The organism is Pediococcus pentosaceus, from assembly GCF_001437285.1.
GTDB classification, from domain to species: Bacteria; Bacillota; Bacilli; order Lactobacillales; family Lactobacillaceae; genus Pediococcus; species Pediococcus pentosaceus.
This window is the reverse complement of sequence record NZ_JQBF01000001.1, coordinates 216,980-235,007: the sequence shown is the minus strand read 5'-3', so window position 1 is coordinate 235,007 and position 18,028 is coordinate 216,980. Positions and strand designations below refer to the sequence as shown.

Here is an 18,028-nt window from a genome sequence, read left to right as displayed (position 1 = left end):
ACTTTTATTTTTTTAGCTCTATTCTGCTGACAAAGCTTCGACTGGATCCAATTTTGAGGCCTTACGGGATGGCGTAAAGGCCGCCAATAGACTAATGATGACACTAATCACTACCCCAAAAATCAGATAACCTGGTGCGATTCCAATAATCGCAAAGTCGATATGCTTCATAGAGATTACGTTAGCTCCCCATTGAGCTAGCAATGCAAAAGCTGAACCTAAAATACTTGAGAAAAGCCCCAAGAAGAACGCTTCTGAAACAAAGAGGTTACGTATATCCTTTCGACGCGCACCAATCGCCCGAAGAATCCCAATTTCCTTAGTTCGTTCAGAAACGCTGATATAAAGTACCACAATAATCATAATTGCTGATACCAATAGCGAGATTCCCGCAATTCCAGCTAACACATAGAAGGCTAACATGATGTAAGTATTCAATGAATCCAGAATTGCGCCTACCCCAGTAATTGTGTATTGGGGGCGTTCTTTACCCTTAACATCATGCTTGTAGTTCTTAATTTTATTTTGAACGCTCTTAACATTCTGAGTGTTATTGACGTTGACTGTAAAGAAGTTGGGCTGGTAATCCAAGTTCTTATCTTTAAACATTTCTTTCAACGTATTATAGTCAATCGCACTCGTTCCCGAGGTAATTACCCCTGAAACTGTAACTTCTTTTTGGAGTTGAACCGGTTGTTTTTTACTATCCACGGTCGTTACGAAAACTGTAATTTTCTTACCCACAACGTTTTTATACTTTTTATCAAATTTTTTAGCTGTAGCCTTATCTAACAGGATTTCTCCATTACCAGGCTTGCTACCATATTTGATATCGCCTTCACGTTCGGTCTTATTCCATGTCTGTAAAACTTGCAAACTAATTGATTTTTTACCAGCGACCGTCTTTGCAGATTGAACATAGTAGCCGCGTTCTACTGATTTAACATTCTTTATCTTATTCATTCGTTGGTAATCTGTGTTTGATAGATCTGCGGTTTCACCGTTTTCCATTTGTTCTTGGGTTACATTTTTAGCAACTTGAACAGCCGTTGGATTGATTTGTGATGAAATTTGGTCATTCATATAACCCGTAACTCCATTTCCCAAACCTAACATTAAAATAACCGAGAAAATCCCAATGGATGCCCCAAAAATGATTAACAGGTTTCGTTTGAGATTGTAGCTCATATGTTTCAAAGCCATTCGTAACGAAGCCCGGAACGTCAAATGTTTAGGGACCAACGTTTTTTCAGCGTCAGGGACTGGATAAGCCGCCCTTAAATCAGCCTCACCATGAATCACTCCGTCATCCAAATGGACCACTCGTGTACCAAAATCGGCTACTTCTTGCGAATGCGTTACAGCAATAACTAGTTTTCCATCTTTAGCAATAGATTCCAAAATTTCCAAGACTTCTTTAGTATTTTGACTATCTAAAGCTCCCGTAGGTTCATCAGCAATGATTACATCAGGGTCTCCAGCTAAGGCTCGCGCAATTGCCACCCGTTGTTTTTGGCCACCCGAGAGTTGATTAGGATGCTTTCGCATATGTTCTTTCAAGCCTACTCGTTCTAGTAATGCTTTAGCCCGTTCTACTCGTTTAGCATGAGAAAGTTTCGTCATTTCCAGAGAAACCATTACATTATCCAAAATGTTCAGATGACTAATCAAATTAAAACTTTGGAAGATGAATCCGATATTTTCTCTTCGATAAGCATCTAACACCTTAGGTTTAGCCGAGCGTAATGATTGTCCATTATAGACAATATCACCTTCGTACTGGTGATCTAATCCACCAATGATATTCATCAGGGTTGATTTACCACCACCGGATTCACCTAAAATTGAAACGAACTCGCCTCGATCAAATTGCAGATTGATTCCTTTTAATACTTTAAATTCTTGGTTACCTAGAAAATAGGATTTATGAACATCCCGAACCTCTAATAAACTCATACTTTCCTCCTATATGGTCCTTCAGTGATTATTTGGAGTGAACTTGTTGGAAATGTGTTGGGTAGAAATATTTCTCTACTTCCGTCACAATCAAAACAATGATTCCGGCTATCACTGGAATTAACCATTGTGCCCATCCCATGGAAGCAGTGCCAAAGATTGACTGCATGAATGGTACGTATGTTAAAGCAAATTGTAACACCAATAATACCGCAATTATCCAAAAAGCGTGTAAGTTTCTCAAAATATCTTTGGAGAACGCTGGCTTAGGAGTCCGTAGATTAAATAGATAGAAAATCTTACCAAATACAATGGTATTAACCGTCACCGTACTTGCCACTACTTCACTAACTCCATGGTCAATTAACCAATCGTAACCAAAAATTCCTAATCCGGCGATTAAGATGGAAACATAAACAATTTGAATTACATCGGCTCGATTTAAGAAGGATCTGCCTGCTGGACGTGGATTTCTATCCATAATGCCCTCTTCGGCAGGCTCGAATAGAAATGCAAATTGGATTGTAATGGCGGATACCATGTTAATCCACAATAATTGGGTTGGGACTAATGGTAGATCTTGTTGCGCTAGGATAGAAAGTAGAACAATCAACCCTTCTGCAAAACTGGTTGGTAACAAGAAACGAATCGTCTTTTTAATATTATCGTATACTCGACGACCTTCTTTGATTGCCTTAGTTAAGGTTGCAAAGTTATCATCCGTTAGCACCATGTCAGCCGATTCTTTGGCAACGTCTGTCCCCTTCGTTCCCATTGCTATCCCAATGTCAGCTCGTTTTAAAGCTGGAGCGTCATTTACACCATCCCCGGTCATCGCCGTCACTGAATTATTAGCTTGGTAAGCTTTTACGATTCGTAACTTATCATTAGGGGTGGTTCTCGCAAAGACGTTGTAGTCTTGAATGATATTTTTTAACTGTTCATCATCCATCTCGTTGATTTCAGCACCAGTAATTGCAGCAATCTGGTCATCCAAGCCCAGTTTTTCAGCAATCGCGGAGGCCGTCTCAGGATGATCACCAGTAATCATTTTTACCTTAACTCCCGCCTTTTGCATCTCATGTAACGCTACAATCGTTTCTTCACGTGGCGGATCAATCAATCCCGCAATTCCTAAGAACTGCATTCCACTCTGTAAATCTTCATGTACAATCGTTTCTTTATTATCTTCAACTTCCTTATAGGCTACTGCAACTACTCGGTGCCCCTTTTGAGCTACTTCAGAAACTTTGTTGTACCAATATTGTTCATCAAAGGTAGCATCATCGATTGCGGCCATTCTAAAAATCTTATCTGGCGAACCTTTTACTAAAATTCTTCGCTGCCCTTCAGGACTCTGACTTAGTTCAGCAATGTAACGGTAATCGGAGTCAAATGGAATTTTATCGATCTCTTCCCATTGCGGTACCTGCTGATGAAACGCTTTGTTAGCCAGGGTTAGGAATGCACCATCAGTTGGTTCTCCGTTAATTACCCAAGTACCATTTTCCTTAGACAAGATTGTGTCGTTAGCTTCATGCCCAGCAATAATTAGCTTTCGTAAATCTTCATGCTGATGAACATCAATAACTTGGTTATTAAACCGAATTTCACCATGTGGTTGATAACCGGTCCCCGTAATTTCATAGGTTCCTTGCTTGGTAATGATTTCTTCAATCGTCATTTCGTTCTTAGTAAGCGTTCCGGTTTTATCAGTAGCGATAACATTAACCGCTCCTAAGGTTTCCACAGATGGAAGAGACTTCATGATGGCATTTTGTTTTGTCATCTTCCCTACTCCCATCGCTAAAACAACCGATGTACTAGCCGGAAGTCCTTCCGGTAAAGAACCGACAATCATGGTAATTAAGGCGATTACTAAAACCGGTAACGAATAAATTTTAGTAACAAACCCGTAAATACCGACTAAGATCGCTACTACGATAATCGCGTACGAAATATACTTACCTAGTCCATTAATCTCACGCATTAGTGGAGTAGTTTTAGAGCCAACCTCTTCCACACTCGAACTAATCTGTCCTAATTCGGTATCGGTTGCGGTCGCTACTACGATACCCAATCCACTACCATTGGTCACGGCCGTTGACGTAAATGCCATGTTAGTCTGGTCACCTAGGGTCGTTTTTTCTGGCAATTTGTCTGTATTCTTTAAAACTGAGTCAGCTTCTCCAGTTAAAATTGATTCCTGAATTTTTAAATTATCAGCGTCGATAATTCGCAAATCAGCGGGAACATTGTCGCCGGCTTCTAGGAAAACAACATCTCCAACCACTAAATTTTCAGCAGGAATGTCTGTTCTGTGTCCATCCCGAATAACAGTCGCTTCAATTTGAAGCATCTGTTTAATTTTGTCAATTGCACTTGAGGCTTTTACCTCTTGGAAATACCCAATTAGGGCATTAATAATTACCACCATTCCAATAACAATCGAATCTGAATATTCTTTCAAAACAAAGGTGGCAACCGCAGCTAAAATCAAAATATAGATAATACTATTATTAAATTGCTTTAGAAACCGGATTAAATTACTTTGCTTTTTCTCGATCAACGCGTTGGGCCCGTACTTTTTAAGTCGTTCCCCTGCTTCTTTTTCGGTTAAACCGAGTTCAGAATTAGTCCCCAAATCTTGGGCAACCTTTTCAAACTCAATATTATAAAAATTATCATTGCGCGACTGCGCTCCATAGTCATCGGATGTGGATTTTACTTTCATCGATATTCTCCTTTTAAAATAAATTTTTGGGTTAACTAAATCATATCTAAAATGAATAATACGCGTCAACTAACTTATCTTTTTAATAAGAAATAAGTCTTAAAAAGAACCATTTAATACTTTGCAGTGGCTTGCTGCAAAATTTATTTTTCAAAAAAAGCCATGACTTTCAGGCCATGACTTTCAATTTTAGTTTTAAATTGTGCGTTTTCTCATTTTTTTCTCTAATGCCCCTAGGACTAGATCTGAGATAATCGCCATCAACGCGGTTGGTAATGCCCCGGCTAGGATAATTGCTCCACCATTTGTGGCATTAGTTCCACGAATAATGATATCTCCTAAACCTCCAGCTCCAACGAACGTTCCGATTGCGGTAATTCCAATTGCCAAGACAAGTGCATTTCGAATTCCGGCCAGAATCACCGATAGCGATAGTGGCAGTTCAATCATCCAAAGCACTTGAACCTTGGTCATTCCCATTCCTTTACCAGCATCTAAGTAAGCTTCGTTTACGTTCAACATTCCGGTATAAGTATTCTTAATAATGGGCAATAATGCGTATAAGAATACCGTTACAATTACAGTTGTAACTCCTAAACCAAGACCCAACATTAAAATCGAGAGCATTGCTAAAGATGGGATGGTTTGAATAACATTAGCCATACCAACAATCCAGCCACTCAATTTACGATGTTTAGAAATAAGAATTCCAATTGGGATTCCTACGATCGCAGCTAAAATCACCCCATAAATTGAAATTAAAAAGTGACGGCTAAATTCGGAAAGAACGTACATGCCATTATGAGAGAAGTAATAGGCTAATTGTTGCCAAATATTCATACTTTGCATTAGTTATTCCCTCCTTCAAAATAGTGGTTCTTTTCTAAAAATTCTTTAGCAACCACTGACGGTTCCTTCAAATTATTATCAACTTGATAGTTTAATTCTTGCATGGTCTGCAATGAAATTTTTCCATCTAATTTATGAAGAACCCGTTTCAATTCCGGATATTTCTTCAATGATTTATTATTCACAACCACACTTGCATTGTATGGTGGAAAGTAATTTTTATCATCTTTCAACAATTTTAAATTGTAGCTACGGATTCTTCCGTCTGTTGAGTAACCCAGAACCGCATCCATTTTATGACTAGCAAGAGCATTATAAACTAACCCAATTTGCATGGGATAAATATTACCAAAGCTATAACCGTAACGTTTTTTAAAATCTGCGTATCCGTCACCCTTACGACTTAGCCAAGTTTGGTCAATTCCGACTTTCATATCTGACGAAATTTTCTTAAGATCACTAACATTTTCTAGATGATGTTTTTTGGCATAATCTTGCGTCACCATAAATTGGAAAGTATCCGCAAATCCGTAGGTTGGGAAATAGGTCATATCATAGCGCTGATTAAATTCTTTTTTAACATAGGCATTCACTTGTTCTGGAGTGCGCCCTTGGGGTCCATTCAAAATAGTCTGGTAATCCGTTCCACTAAAACGAACAGCTGTTAGGTCAGCTTCCCCACGTTTTTGAGCTTGAAAACTAACCGTTCCCGATCCCAAGTTATTGATAATCTCTGCATTCAAGTTAGTATCATGTTCAATCAATTGTTGAATAACTGAAGACATCACCTGTTGTTCAGTAGTATTTTGGGCAGCAATTTTAACTGTATTTCCAGTCGTACCGCCAAGTCCTGGCCAGCCACAACCGGAAAGAACTACAGCTAATACGCCCAACGGCAAAATTAATTTAAGAAATCTTTTTAACATTTAGCCCACCTCCCGTGTTCGAGGGGTTAATTTGTCTTCCAATTTTCCAAGTAATAAATCGGCGACTAAAGCTAAAATAATCACAGGGATTGATCCCGCTAAGATTAAATCTGGACGATATAGATTTAAACCGTTGAAAATCAAGTCACCCAAACCGCCAGCACCGATATAAGATGCCAAAGCAGTCCATGCGATTACATAAGTAGCTGATAAACGAATTCCAGACATAATTACTGGTAATGCTAGTTGCAATTCAACTTTCCACAATCGTTGAAAACTATTCATTCCCATCCCTTTAGCAGCATCCACTAACGCTGGATCTACACTATCTAATCCCAGATACGTGTTTCTTAAAATAGGAAGTAATGAGTATATAAATAACGCCACGATGGCTGGAGTTGACCCAATTCCAAAAATCGGAATCATCATTGCAAGCAAGGCTAGCGCAGGAATAGTTTGCATCACACTGGCTAAACCAATAACAAAACCAGAGATCTTAGGTGCCCGAATTAAAAGCATCCCCAAAGGTACCGCCACAATTATCCCCAGCGCTAAAGCAAAAGCTGAAATATAAATATGTTGTCCCGTTTTACTTAAGATGTCGCCTCCATATTGATTCAGGAAGTTGATCATTATTGATCACCATCTTTCTCTTTTTGCTCCTCCGATTTTGAACTAGCATCGGTACTGCTGTCTGTAGTGATTCCATCATCTGTAAATAAAGCATCATAAACAATATCAACCAAGGTTGCTCGGGTAACAATTCCAACTAGTTTACGATCATTATCAACCACTGGAACGTTACGAAGTCCCCGTTTCAAAATTCGGTCAACCGTATCACGAATAATTGAATTTTCATTTACATAGAAAACATTTGGATCCATAATTTCGCCTACAGTTTTACCAGAATGGTAATACTCATTAATCTTTTCAATGCTTACAACTCCCTTAAGATGTTGTTCTGCATCGGTTACTAATAAAGTATCAACCCGTCGACTGTGCATAATATCAAGGGCTCGAACTACAGGTTGGTCAATCGCAATTGAAACTGGCTTATTAGCCACTTGCCCAACGGTCGTAATACTTGGTTTAGCTTGAATCAAACGATCTTGTCCAATCAAATTAGCCACGAAATCATTTGCTGGTTTTCGTAAAATATTTTCTGGTGTATCAACTTGAACCTGCTTACCACCAGTCATAACCACTATTCGACTTGATAAACGTAGTGCTTCGTCCATATCATGCGTTACGAAAATAAATGTCTTGCCTAGACGTTCTTGAAGATCTTTCACTAAGTCTTGTAAATCTTCACGGGTGATAGGATCAAGCGCACCAAAAGGCTCATCCATCAAAATGATATCCTGGTCAGCTGCTAGTGCACGAACAACCCCGATTCGTTGTTGTTGTCCACCAGAAAGCTGGGAAGGATAGCGATCTAAGAAGTCCTCTGGTAAATCTACCAATTTAATCATTTCTTTAGCGCGTTCGTTACGCTTTTCTTCAGACCATTTTAATAGTTTAGGTACTAATGTTATGTTTTCACGAATTGTCATATGAGGCATTAACCCAATATTCTGAATTACGTAACCAATCTTTCGCCGAAGTTTAACTGGGTCCATTTTGGCAATATCTTGCCCATTAATCTTAATGGTTCCAGAGCTCTGCTTAAGCATCCGATTGATCATTCGCATCGTGGTTGTTTTACCAGAACCGGACGTACCAATAAAACAGATGAACTCTCCCTTTTCTACATCCAGATTAAAGTCGTCAACGACCACTTTATTTCCAGGATAAACTTTCGAAAGATGGCTCATTTCAAGTAACATTTGTATTTAAACATCTCCTTATTAAATCTTGCAATTCTCTTTAAAGTGTTTAAAGAATTACAAGTTGTTGACCGCAACTATAACATACCTAGAAAAAAAATGCACAAAATCCAGCTTTTATCCTTGACATTGTAACCGACTTCTTTCCTATTATTAAAGCTTATTAAACTTGTGAAAACCAATAGATGTTGTAAGATAGTAGTATAAATTAAAAGGAGCTGATTAAATGGCAAAATATGATACATTACTTCCACGTTTTCTTAAATATGTAAAGGTAAACACTCGTTCAAATCCAAATTCTGAAACAGTTCCAACAGATCCAAAAGAAGTTGAATTTTTAAAAACTTTAGCTAAAGAATTAGAAGAAGTTGGCGTTGTTGATATTCACACACAAGAATCTGGTTACGTCGTTGGTACACTTCCTGCCAATGATGGTGGTAACACACCAGTTATTGGTTACATTTCTCACGTTGATACAGCTGACTTTAATGCTGAAAATATCCAACCACAAGTTCACGAAAATTATGATGGTAAATCTGACATTGACCTTAGTGGTGATGGCGAATGGGTACTTAGTCCTACTGTTTTCCCAAGCTTAAACAAATATGAAGGTCATGATTTAGTGACAACTAACGGACTCACTCTACTAGGGGCCGATGACAAGTCTGGGGTGGCCGACATTATGACTATGTTGGACTACTACAAGGCTCATCCTGAAGTAAAACATGGTGAAATCCGGATTGGTTTTGCTCCTGATGAAGAAACTGGTACTGGGGCCGACCATTTTGATGCAAAAGATTTTAATACTAAATATGCTTATACCGTAGATGGTGGTCCACTTGGCGAACTTGAATACGAAACATTCAATGCTGCTCAAGCTACAATTGAAATTCAAGGTAACGAAGTTCATACAGCCGTTGCTAAGGGATTGATGGTTAATGCACTCCAAGTTGGTATTGATTATCACAACATGCTTCCTGAACATGATCGTCCAGAAGAAACTGAAGGACGCGAAGGCTTCTATCATCTATTTAAGATGACGGGAACTCCTGATCATGCACAATTGGTTTACATTATTCGTGATCATGATCGTAAGATCTTTGAAGAACGTAAACAAAAGATGCAAGAAATCGGTGACAAGTTAAATGAACAATTCGGTCAAGAACGGGTAAAAGTTGAAGTTCACGACCAATACTACAACATGCGTGAAGTTCTTGAAAAAGATATGACACCAGTTGAAATTGCACAAAAGGCTATGGAAAACCTTGATATCAAGCCAGATATCTATCCTGTACGTGGTGGTACAGATGGTTCAAAGATTTCATTTATGGGCATTCCAACTCCTAACCTCTTTGCTGGTGGCGAAAACATGCATAGTCGTTACGAATACGTTTCTGTTCAAACTATGGAACGTGCCGTTGATCTCTTGCTTGAAATTAACCGTCTAAACTCAGAAGAAAATAACTAATTTTTTAAGGACTGTGACAACCTAGTTGTGCAGCCCTTTTTTAATAAAAAGGAGCTTACTTATGGCACTTACAATGGCTATAATCGGATTTGGCAAAAGCGCTAATCGCTATCACATTCCGTATATTAAAGAACGCGATATTAAAATTAAATATATCTATAATCACCGTCGTCATCCCGAAAAAGAACAAGGCTTTTATGACGCTGACACGATTTTCACTGATAAGCTTGACCAAGTTCTAGATGATTCTGAAGTTCAATTAATTACCATTTGTACCCCACCCGCAACTCATTTTGAATATGGTAAGTTGGTTTTGGAACATGGTAAAAACGTTCTGATTGAAAAAGCCTTTTGTAGCTAATCAAGACGAAGCTAAAGAACTCTTTGCATTAGCCCAGTCTAAAAAATTGCTAGCAATGCCTTACCAAAATCGTCGTTTTGATAGTGACTATTTGACTCTCAAAAAAGTCATTGAACTTGGGTACGTTGGTAAACCTTTGTCACTCGAATCACATTTTGACAAATATCGTCCTGATGACCGCCTCCATGAAGGGTATCAGGTTGATGGCCAATTTTATGGTCTAGGGGTCCACATGCTGGACCAAATTTTAGGACTCTTTGGGAAACCTCAAACTGTTAGCTACGATATTCGAGCTATCCAAAATTCAGCTAGTACAGTAGACGATTTTTACGAAACTCAATTGTTCTATGATAACTTTAAAGCAACGGTCGTTAGCAACCCCCTAGCAGCGCGTCCCTATCCGCGTTTCTTATTACATGGGACTAACGGAACGTATGTTAAATACGATATTGATCAACAAGAAAACGACTTAAAATTAGGCATTATGCCTGGAGATCCTAATTTCGGCATTGATACTCCGAGTCAATTTGGCGTGGTTAAATATAAAAACCAAAATGGGGATTGGATTGAGAAACAAATCCCTACTATAAATGGTGATTATGGTCGGGTCTACGACTCCATCGCTAAAACGTTAACTAATCGGGATGCAAAACTCGTTTCTGATAAGCAGGCCCTTTGGAATATGGAAATTCTAGAAGCCGGTATCGCTGAAAAAGGGCCTCATCTTTATAATTTGAAATAAAAAAAACCATTAAACGATAAATGTTTCGTTTAATGGTTTTTACTTTACATTATTTCCAACGTAAATTTTTCATCGCAGCGCTTTACCCGGCTGCTACCTTAAATTGTTCATTAACATATTTAGCATACATTTGGTGTGAATCAACCAATTCTTGATGGGTTCCTGAGCCAGTAATTTGACCATTTTCTACAAAATAAATTTGATCACTATCCACAATTGTGGATAAACGATGCGCAATTACTAATGTTGTTCGGCCTTTCATTAGGTTTGCCAACGCGTCTTGAACTTTCATTTCGGACTCTGAATCTAAACTAGCTGTTGCTTCATCTAGCATTAAAATTTTAGGATTACGTAGGAACGCTCTAGCAATTGCAATTCTCTGTCGTTGCCCTCCTGAAATTTTAACACCTCGTTCTCCCACCTCTGTATCCAATTGTTTAGGCATTTCTTCCACAAATTTCTTAGCAAAAGCTAATTCAAGTACCTTCCATAATTGGCTATCTTCAAAGGTATCGTCTAACCCATAAGTCAAATTATCTCGAATAGTACCTGCCATCATCGCTGAATCTTGTGACACAAACCCAATTTGTTGGCGATAATTAGTCAGCTGGATATCTTGAATGTTGGTATCATCAAATTTAATTTCACCATGAGTAGGTTCATAGAAACGTTCTAACAAACTAAATATCGTTGATTTACCACCGCCCGAAGGTCCGGCAAAGGCAATTACTTGATTAGGTTTAGCTTCAAACGAAATATCTTTTAACACCGTTTCTTCTGGCGTATCAGCGTACGCAAAATCGACATGTTCAACTTTTAAATTCTTATCAGCTAAATCCAAAGTTTCTCCGCGGTTAAAATCTTCTGGTTCTTCTTCAAGCAACTCTTCAACTCGTCTAGTAGAACCGGAAACCTTCGCCATTTCTGAAAATAACGTCGCAATAATGGGCATCGCACCAATCAAATTAAATAGGTACATCAGAAAACTCATCAAAGTACCGATTTCCATTGCCCCAATCGCAATCCGATGAATTCCATATGCTAACAGGCCAAAAATCATACTCATGAAAACCATCATCATAATTGGTTGCATTGCTGCATCAAAAATAGCTTCTTTCTTTCCAATTTTAAATAAACGATTTATTTCATTATCAGCATGTTCTTGAGCTTGATTTTCGGCATTCGAAGTCTTTACTAATCTAATTTCACTTAGTGTTTCACTAACAATTCCATTAAATAATGCTAGAGCATCTTGTCGAATATGACCAACTTTAGTACCGAAAGCCATGACTGGAACCATTAAAATTACTACTACAGGGACGGCAATTACCATGGCTAAAGTCATGTGCCAATCCATCCGAATCATCATATAAATGGTCCCAACTACGGTAATAATGCTAGCAAGAGTTTGAGGAAAAGTTACTGCTAGCAGTTACTTAACTTGATTAGTATCGTTGACGAGCCGACTTGAAATTTCCCCAGCCTTGACGGTATCAAAATAACTAACTTTTAAAAGAGTCAATCTTTTCCACAACGTTTTACGAAGATTTTGGATAACATTCTCCCCAAAAATTCCCAACACAGTGCCGCCAATCGCTGAAAAAATAGCCGATGCAACAAAAAGTAAAACTACTTTTCCTAGCAATGCATAATCTACACCCTTGGAAAAATTATTAACTAAGGTTGAAGCTAATTTTGGAACGTATACTTGGACTCCCGAGCTAATAGCTAAGAGGAATACTCCTAAAAATAAAAGGACGTACTTAGGACTAGTTCGCTTAATTAATCCAAAAAATTGTTTAAAATTAAATTTAGTATGATCCTTGCGAATCGTATCATTGAAGCGTGCATTAGTTGCCAATTTTAACGCCGTCCTTTCTTCCAACCCTCAAAACCACCGAAACCGTTAAAATCACCTGGTTGCATTCTACCAAAGTGATTGTGGCGCAACATTTGTTCTCGAGCTCTTTCAAAATGGGGACTCATCTTGCCAAATTGTGCCCAGCGTTGATCATTATCAAATACTTCATTAAGCTTTTCACTAAATTCATCGCTACCGATGTTATTAACCATCCGTTCTAGGTATTGGTCTAAATATTCTAGTTCACTATCAGAGAAATCTTTGAATAAAACGTCTTTTAAAGTATTCCCAATCGAACCATGTGTTTTCAAGCTTTCTCGACCTTTATCGGTAATTTTCACAACTGTCACCCGTGAATCTTTAGGTGATTTTTCTCGTAGAACTGTCCCCGCTTTTTCAAGTTTTTTAATAATTTGAGTAACACTAGAAGGCTTGATATCTAAATATTCAGAAATGCGTCCAGGAGTTACATTTGTTTCTTTAGCCAAAAGTTTTAAGGTTTCCAAAGCATTATCCGTTTTTTCTTCTACGCGGTTAGCAAAAACTAAAAAAGGTTCGTGACTAACTTTCATTAAGTTATCTAAAATTTCATCTTTATTCATAATAATGGTTCCTCCATTTTATTAATTGATTTATTTAGTTTCAGTTAAATTTAACAAACTAAATACTAGTATTATTTAGTTTGTTTGTCAACAATAAAACTAAATATTTTTAATGCAAAAAAAACTCTCAATTCTACTCGGTTACACCCCGTAAAATTGAGAGCTTTAATTTTAAAACTATTTCATCCGAAAAAGGCATAGTTCCGGATTCATTTCCAGTTACTTAACTTTTAAATCTTTTAATTGCGCTTCGACATCTTCAATTTTAGTCTCAACTTGTAACAATGCCGCTGCCGTATAGGCACTTTCAACCAGGGCGGTGTCATACAACTTAACTTCTTTATCCGTCATTTCTATCGCCATTTCTAAATTCATTTTGGCGCTTCCTAAGTCATAAAAGGCTAATAGCTTAGTCGCAGAATTATCTTCAAATGCTTGTATAATTCGTTGCATATCGGTTCCCACGTCACCATTTTCTAGCCCACCAGCAATCGTAACTGGAACATCTTTAGCGACTTGTTCGATTAAACGTTTAACGCCTTGAGCAATTTCACTAACATGCGAAACAATTACCACACCGTATTCCATAACTATTCCTCCACTTCTAGTAAGGCCTTCAAGAGGTAACCTGAAGACATGGCACCTGGATCAATATGCCCTACTGAACGTTCCCCTACATAAGAAGCGCGCCCTTTGGTAGCAATCATATCTTTAGTAGCTTCGACGGCCTTATCGACATCATCAGCAGTAAAATCAGTTTTTTCAGCAATAGGAGCCCATACATCCACCATTGTTTTTTCTCCGGTTTCTGCTTTCCCCCGTTTCTTAATTCCAGCTAATGCTGCTGGTAATAACGCACTAACTTCACCGTCTCCAACTTTGGCCATTTCCATAAAAGCAGTCCCATACAAAGGACCAGAAGCTCCACCAACTTTACTAATTAAGCTCATTGCGATTGTTTTAAAAATAGCTGGAACGTCCGTAAAATCCTTATCGGCGATAGCTTCCATGACTGCATTCATCCCACGCGCCATATTGTTTCCATGATCTCCGTCCCCAATGGGTGTATCCAATTCACTTAGATAATCGTGGTGAGCTTGAATTTGTTCGTTAAATTTGGTCATCCATTTTTTTACATTTTCAACGTCTAACATACTATTTCTCTCCATCCTAATTAAAATTACCAAGCAATGGTATCTGTGGCGTAATTTAGGTTTTCAACAATTTCGTCGGATACCTTAAACAAGGTTAGTGAAATTCCGGCCATTTCAAGCGAAGTCATTAAACTACCTACCTTGGTGAATTTAACTTCCAAACCTAAATCAGCTAATTTATTTAAAACATCGTTCATGAAGATATACTGCTCCATGAGTGGGGTAGCCCCCATTCCATTAACTAAGACAGCTACTTGATCGCCCTTTTCGAATTTGAACTCTTGATTCAATTTTCCAACCAATTCTTCTACTAAGGCCTTGGAAGGTTGTAACTTTTCCCGCCGATAGCCTGGCTCACCATGAATACCTACACCGTATTCAATTTCATCTTCACCCAGTGTAAATCCAGGTTTACCTACTTCTGGAACAGTTGCACCACTTAAAGCGACTGCAATCGTCTTGATATTAGGCAAAACTTTTTGGGCTAATTGTTCTAGTTCGTCTAGATTGGCTCCTTTAGCTGCGGCCGCACCTAAAACTTTATGCATGAAGATGGTCCCTGCGACGCCACGGCGTCCTTGAGTATAAGTACTGTTTTCTACCGCAATATCATCATCAACAACTATCGATTTAACTTTAATATCTTCCATTTCAGCCATGTCTTGAGCCATTTCAAAATTCATGACATCTCCAGAATAATTTTTAATTACTAAGAATACACCGGCTCCCGAATCAACTTTCTTGATTGCTTCAAAGATTTGATCCGGAGTTGGTGACGTAAACACTTCCCCACAAACCGCCGCACTCAACATTCCATCGCCTACAAACCCAGCATGAGTGGGTTCGTGACCACTTCCACCGCCACTCACAATTCCAACTTGACCTTGGATATTTTTTAAGTCATGACGATAAACTACACCTGTTTCTGGAATTCTTTCTAAATATTCGGGGTAACTTCTTACCAATCCTTGAACCATTTCATCGACAACATTCTTTGGATCATTAATGATTTTTTTCATGAAAACATTTCCCCCTCGGTAACTTTTTTCGTACAATTAAAGCATAGTAGAAAGCGATTACAATCACAAGAATAAAGCCTAAAAAGTTTAATAAAAATAAAATTCTCGTATAATGAATTATATGTACAAACCAAGGAGAACGATCAAATGATTTTAGAACGCAGCAATATGTTTAATAACGAAGGTATCAATAAAGAACTCACGCGTGTAATTGGATCTGAACACGTTCAAGAGTTTAGCAACTTAGTACGTTACTATCGACTTTGTCAGTCCGCCGTAAATGAGATTGGAACCAAGCTTGAAAACTTGGATGGTGAATATCGAGGAGAATATGACCATAATCCCATTCATCATATGGAACAAAGAATGAAAACTATAACCTCTCTTTTTAATAAGGCAGAGAAAAAACATTTAGACCGTGATATCGAGTCTATTAAACAAAACATCTTTGATATTGGCGGGATTCGCGTTGTTACTAACTATATTAGCGATGTTTACACTATCCAAAAAAATCTGCTTTCTCAAAGCGATATTACACTCATTAAAACTAAAGATTACATCAAAAATCCTAAACCTAGTGGTTATCGCAGTGTTCATCTAGTAGTTAGTGTGCCCGTATTTTTGTCTACTGGTCCGGTAAACACTCCTGTTGAAATACAGATTCGGACCGTTGGTATGGATATGTGGGCCAGTTTAGAGCATAAGCTTCGCTATAAGACCAACGTTGCTGACGAAAAAGTAGAACATTTTGAAAATCAGTTAGTCGAAGATGCTAATGAAATTTTTAAGATTGAATCAAACATGCAAAATATTTATCGTGAATTATCTGACCCACGGGTGTTTAAAGATGAAGGATAAATATCCCGTCACGTGTTTTTATGGAGTCCCAATCAAGCTTGATAATTCCGGTCATTACATATTTAATACTGAAATTAAAATCCATGTCTGGCGGAATGGCAAACACACTAAAGGAAAGTTTCTGAAGCTCGGTCAATTATTTTTAACCGAGAACAATTTACTAGTGGCAATCGTGGGCGCAACTAAATTAAGCTTTAAAAATCGCCATAATTTTGTTCCTTTAGAACGCTTTACTAAGGAATTTATTTCAGATGAAATGCTGGAAATAGCTATCAAAAAATTTAAAGAGGAGGCAGTTTAGTGCATGCAAACTTTGATTATCGTCGCACATCCAGAACTTGCAAGGTCTAATACTCAGCCCTTTTTTAAAGCGGCTATCGAGAATTTTTCAAATGTAACTTGGCATCCCTTAGCTACAGATTTTAACGTCGAACAAGAACAATCTTTATTACTCCAAAATGATCGCATTATTCTAGAATTTCCGTTGTACTGGTATAGCGCTCCCGCATTACTGAAGCAATGGATGGACACCGTTATGACCACTAAATTTGCCGCTGGTCATCAATATGCTTTGGAAGGTAAAGAACTAGGAATTGTGGTTTCGACTGGAGACAATGGGAATGCTTTCCAAGCTGGGGCAGCCGAAAAATTCACCATATCAGAATTAATGCGTCCTTTTGAAGCATTTGCCAACAAAACTAAGATGATGTATCTCCCAATATTGGCCGTCCACCAGTTTTTATACCTAGAACCTGATGCCCAACAACGCTTGTTGGTTGCTTACCAGCAATACACTACGAACGTTGGTGGAGGTCACTTTAAAGACCAGGCCGCTTGGTTTGAGGCAGAACTACAAAAACGGATTGATCAACATCCATCACATTCTGAGCAACTTCAACAGATTTTATTCACTATTAAAGAGCGTCAGGATGAACTCGACGATTTACAATGGAATTTGATTGAAATGAAAAAAGAGGAGGATGTGTGATGGATGATCAAAAATGGTTAATTGAACAAATTGAACAGCTCCGTCAATCTGCTTCAGACTATCGAGAACAGTCCTTTTATCTAGGATTAAAAGACTTTGTTCGGGAACAATCGAAAAGAATCGACCAAACTCAAAGAGAATTAGACGGAAGAATGTGGGAATGATTTCACTAAGACAAATATATCCCAGCAATTCTTAATAATTAGGCATCAAAAAAGACCATGACATTGTTAATTGTCATGGTCTTTTAAGGTTTAGTGTTTTTTATCCTCATGTTTCTTGTCGTCCTTTGTGCGATCTGCCCACTCTTCGCGAGTTAACACATCTTTGACGTTGAGTTTAATCTCAGCGACTTCCATGTTGGTCATCTCGTTCACTGCCGCAGTGATTTTTGTTACCATTTTATCGAAAATGGATTGTGCATTCTTACCATATTCTAGTAAAGCATCCATCTTCAATGAAACTTTTTGATTTTCGTCGTCGATATCTACATTAACACCAGTTGTAGGATCATCGCCTTTAGAAATTCGATCAGTCACTTTTTCAAAAATATTACCTTCTAATGAAAGTACCCCATCAACGTTGCTTGCTGTTTTTCCAGCAATTTTAGCTAATACTTCATCATCAAATGTTAGTTTTGTTTCTGGTTGTGCTACTTTATCCATAGTTATAGATCTCCCTTCA

The 18,028-nt window shown here is 38.1% G+C and carries 16 protein-coding genes and 2 pseudogenes; 6 read left to right on the top strand and 12 right to left on the bottom strand.

Features of this window, described 5'->3' with window-relative positions; translation table 11 throughout:
- Positions 1 to 18: 18 nt before the first annotated feature.
- The 6 genes from IV86_RS01140 to IV86_RS01115 all read right to left on the bottom strand — a co-directional run bounded on the left by IV86_RS01140 (position 19) and on the right by IV86_RS01115 (position 8,291).
- Positions 19 to 1,956 (bottom strand): ABC transporter ATP-binding protein/permease, encoded by a 1,938-nt coding sequence (locus IV86_RS01140; RefSeq protein WP_002832923.1) that lies wholly within the window; start codon positions 1,954 to 1,956, stop codon positions 19 to 21.
- A 28-nt stretch (positions 1,957 to 1,984) separates the two neighbouring features.
- Positions 1,985 to 4,690 carry an HAD-IC family P-type ATPase gene (locus IV86_RS01135; protein ID WP_056979300.1) on the bottom strand — a complete coding sequence of 902 codons (2,706 nt, stop codon included), beginning with the start codon at positions 4,688 to 4,690 and terminating at the stop codon, positions 1,985 to 1,987.
- Between the two features lie 195 nt (positions 4,691 to 4,885).
- Positions 4,886 to 5,539, bottom strand: a complete 654-nt coding sequence (locus IV86_RS01130) for an ABC transporter permease (RefSeq protein ID WP_056979299.1) — start codon at positions 5,537 to 5,539, stop codon at positions 4,886 to 4,888.
- Positions 5,539 to 6,465, bottom strand: coding sequence for an osmoprotectant ABC transporter substrate-binding protein (locus IV86_RS01125; protein ID WP_002832920.1), 927 nt, complete (start codon positions 6,463 to 6,465; stop codon positions 5,539 to 5,541). Before IV86_RS01125 ends, IV86_RS01130 begins: the two co-directional genes overlap by 1 nt.
- The gene (locus tag IV86_RS01120; protein WP_011673789.1) at positions 6,466 to 7,098 is read right to left on the bottom strand and encodes an ABC transporter permease; all 633 of its coding nucleotides are present in this window, start codon (positions 7,096 to 7,098) and stop codon (positions 6,466 to 6,468) included.
- Positions 7,098 to 8,291 carry a betaine/proline/choline family ABC transporter ATP-binding protein gene (locus IV86_RS01115; protein WP_002832918.1) on the bottom strand — a complete coding sequence of 398 codons (1,194 nt, stop codon included), beginning with the start codon at positions 8,289 to 8,291 and terminating at the stop codon, positions 7,098 to 7,100. Before IV86_RS01115 ends, IV86_RS01120 begins: the two co-directional genes overlap by 1 nt.
- A 226-nt stretch (positions 8,292 to 8,517) precedes the next feature.
- Here IV86_RS01115 and pepT point away from each other — a divergent pair, with 226 nt between their 5' ends.
- Entirely contained in the window at positions 8,518 to 9,759 is a 1,242-nt protein-coding gene (pepT, locus tag IV86_RS01110) for a peptidase T (RefSeq protein WP_002832917.1), read from the top strand.
- Positions 9,760 to 9,820: 61 nt separating this feature from the next.
- Positions 9,821 to 10,862, top strand: a pseudogene (locus IV86_RS01105) (oxidoreductase).
- 82 nt (positions 10,863 to 10,944) lie between these two features.
- On the opposite strand, the pseudogene IV86_RS01100 reads toward IV86_RS01105, so the two are convergent.
- From IV86_RS01100 to dhaK, 5 genes and pseudogenes are all read right to left on the bottom strand, one after another.
- A pseudogene (locus tag IV86_RS01100) lies at positions 10,945 to 12,723 on the bottom strand (ABC transporter ATP-binding protein).
- A 2-nt stretch (positions 12,724 to 12,725) separates the two neighbouring features.
- Positions 12,726 to 13,325 (bottom strand): MarR family winged helix-turn-helix transcriptional regulator, encoded by a 600-nt coding sequence (locus tag IV86_RS01095; RefSeq protein ID WP_002832914.1) that lies wholly within the window; start codon positions 13,323 to 13,325, stop codon positions 12,726 to 12,728.
- A 219-nt stretch (positions 13,326 to 13,544) separates the two neighbouring features.
- Positions 13,545 to 13,913, bottom strand: a complete 369-nt coding sequence (dhaM, locus tag IV86_RS01090) for a dihydroxyacetone kinase phosphoryl donor subunit DhaM (protein WP_002832913.1) — start codon at positions 13,911 to 13,913, stop codon at positions 13,545 to 13,547.
- A 2-nt stretch (positions 13,914 to 13,915) separates the two neighbouring features.
- The gene (dhaL, locus tag IV86_RS01085) at positions 13,916 to 14,479 is read right to left on the bottom strand and encodes a dihydroxyacetone kinase subunit DhaL (protein ID WP_002832912.1); all 564 of its coding nucleotides are present in this window, start codon (positions 14,477 to 14,479) and stop codon (positions 13,916 to 13,918) included.
- Between the two features lie 26 nt (positions 14,480 to 14,505).
- Positions 14,506 to 15,498 (bottom strand): dihydroxyacetone kinase subunit DhaK, encoded by a 993-nt coding sequence (gene dhaK, locus IV86_RS01080; RefSeq protein WP_002832911.1) that lies wholly within the window; start codon positions 15,496 to 15,498, stop codon positions 14,506 to 14,508.
- Between the two features lie 147 nt (positions 15,499 to 15,645).
- Between dhaK and IV86_RS01075 the strand changes: the two genes are divergently transcribed.
- The 4 genes from IV86_RS01075 to IV86_RS08780 are packed head-to-tail and all read left to right on the top strand — an operon-like array spanning position 15,646 to position 17,508.
- Entirely contained in the window at positions 15,646 to 16,356 is a 711-nt protein-coding gene (locus tag IV86_RS01075) for a GTP pyrophosphokinase (protein ID WP_002832910.1), read from the top strand.
- Positions 16,346 to 16,657 (top strand): DUF7671 family protein, encoded by a 312-nt coding sequence (locus IV86_RS01070; RefSeq protein ID WP_002832909.1) that lies wholly within the window; start codon positions 16,346 to 16,348, stop codon positions 16,655 to 16,657. Before IV86_RS01075 ends, IV86_RS01070 begins: the two co-directional genes overlap by 11 nt.
- A gap of 3 nt (positions 16,658 to 16,660) precedes the next feature.
- Complete coding sequence (locus IV86_RS01065) at positions 16,661 to 17,344, top strand: NAD(P)H-dependent oxidoreductase (RefSeq protein ID WP_002832907.1); 684 nt, start codon at positions 16,661 to 16,663, stop codon at positions 17,342 to 17,344.
- Positions 17,344 to 17,508 (top strand): hypothetical protein, encoded by a 165-nt coding sequence (locus tag IV86_RS08780; RefSeq protein ID WP_002832906.1) that lies wholly within the window; start codon positions 17,344 to 17,346, stop codon positions 17,506 to 17,508. Before IV86_RS01065 ends, IV86_RS08780 begins: the two co-directional genes overlap by 1 nt.
- A 90-nt stretch (positions 17,509 to 17,598) precedes the next feature.
- On the opposite strand, the gene IV86_RS01060 is transcribed toward IV86_RS08780, so the two are convergent.
- Entirely contained in the window at positions 17,599 to 18,009 is a 411-nt protein-coding gene (locus IV86_RS01060) for an Asp23/Gls24 family envelope stress response protein (RefSeq protein ID WP_002832905.1), read from the bottom strand.
- Positions 18,010 to 18,028: the final 19 nt, after the last annotated feature.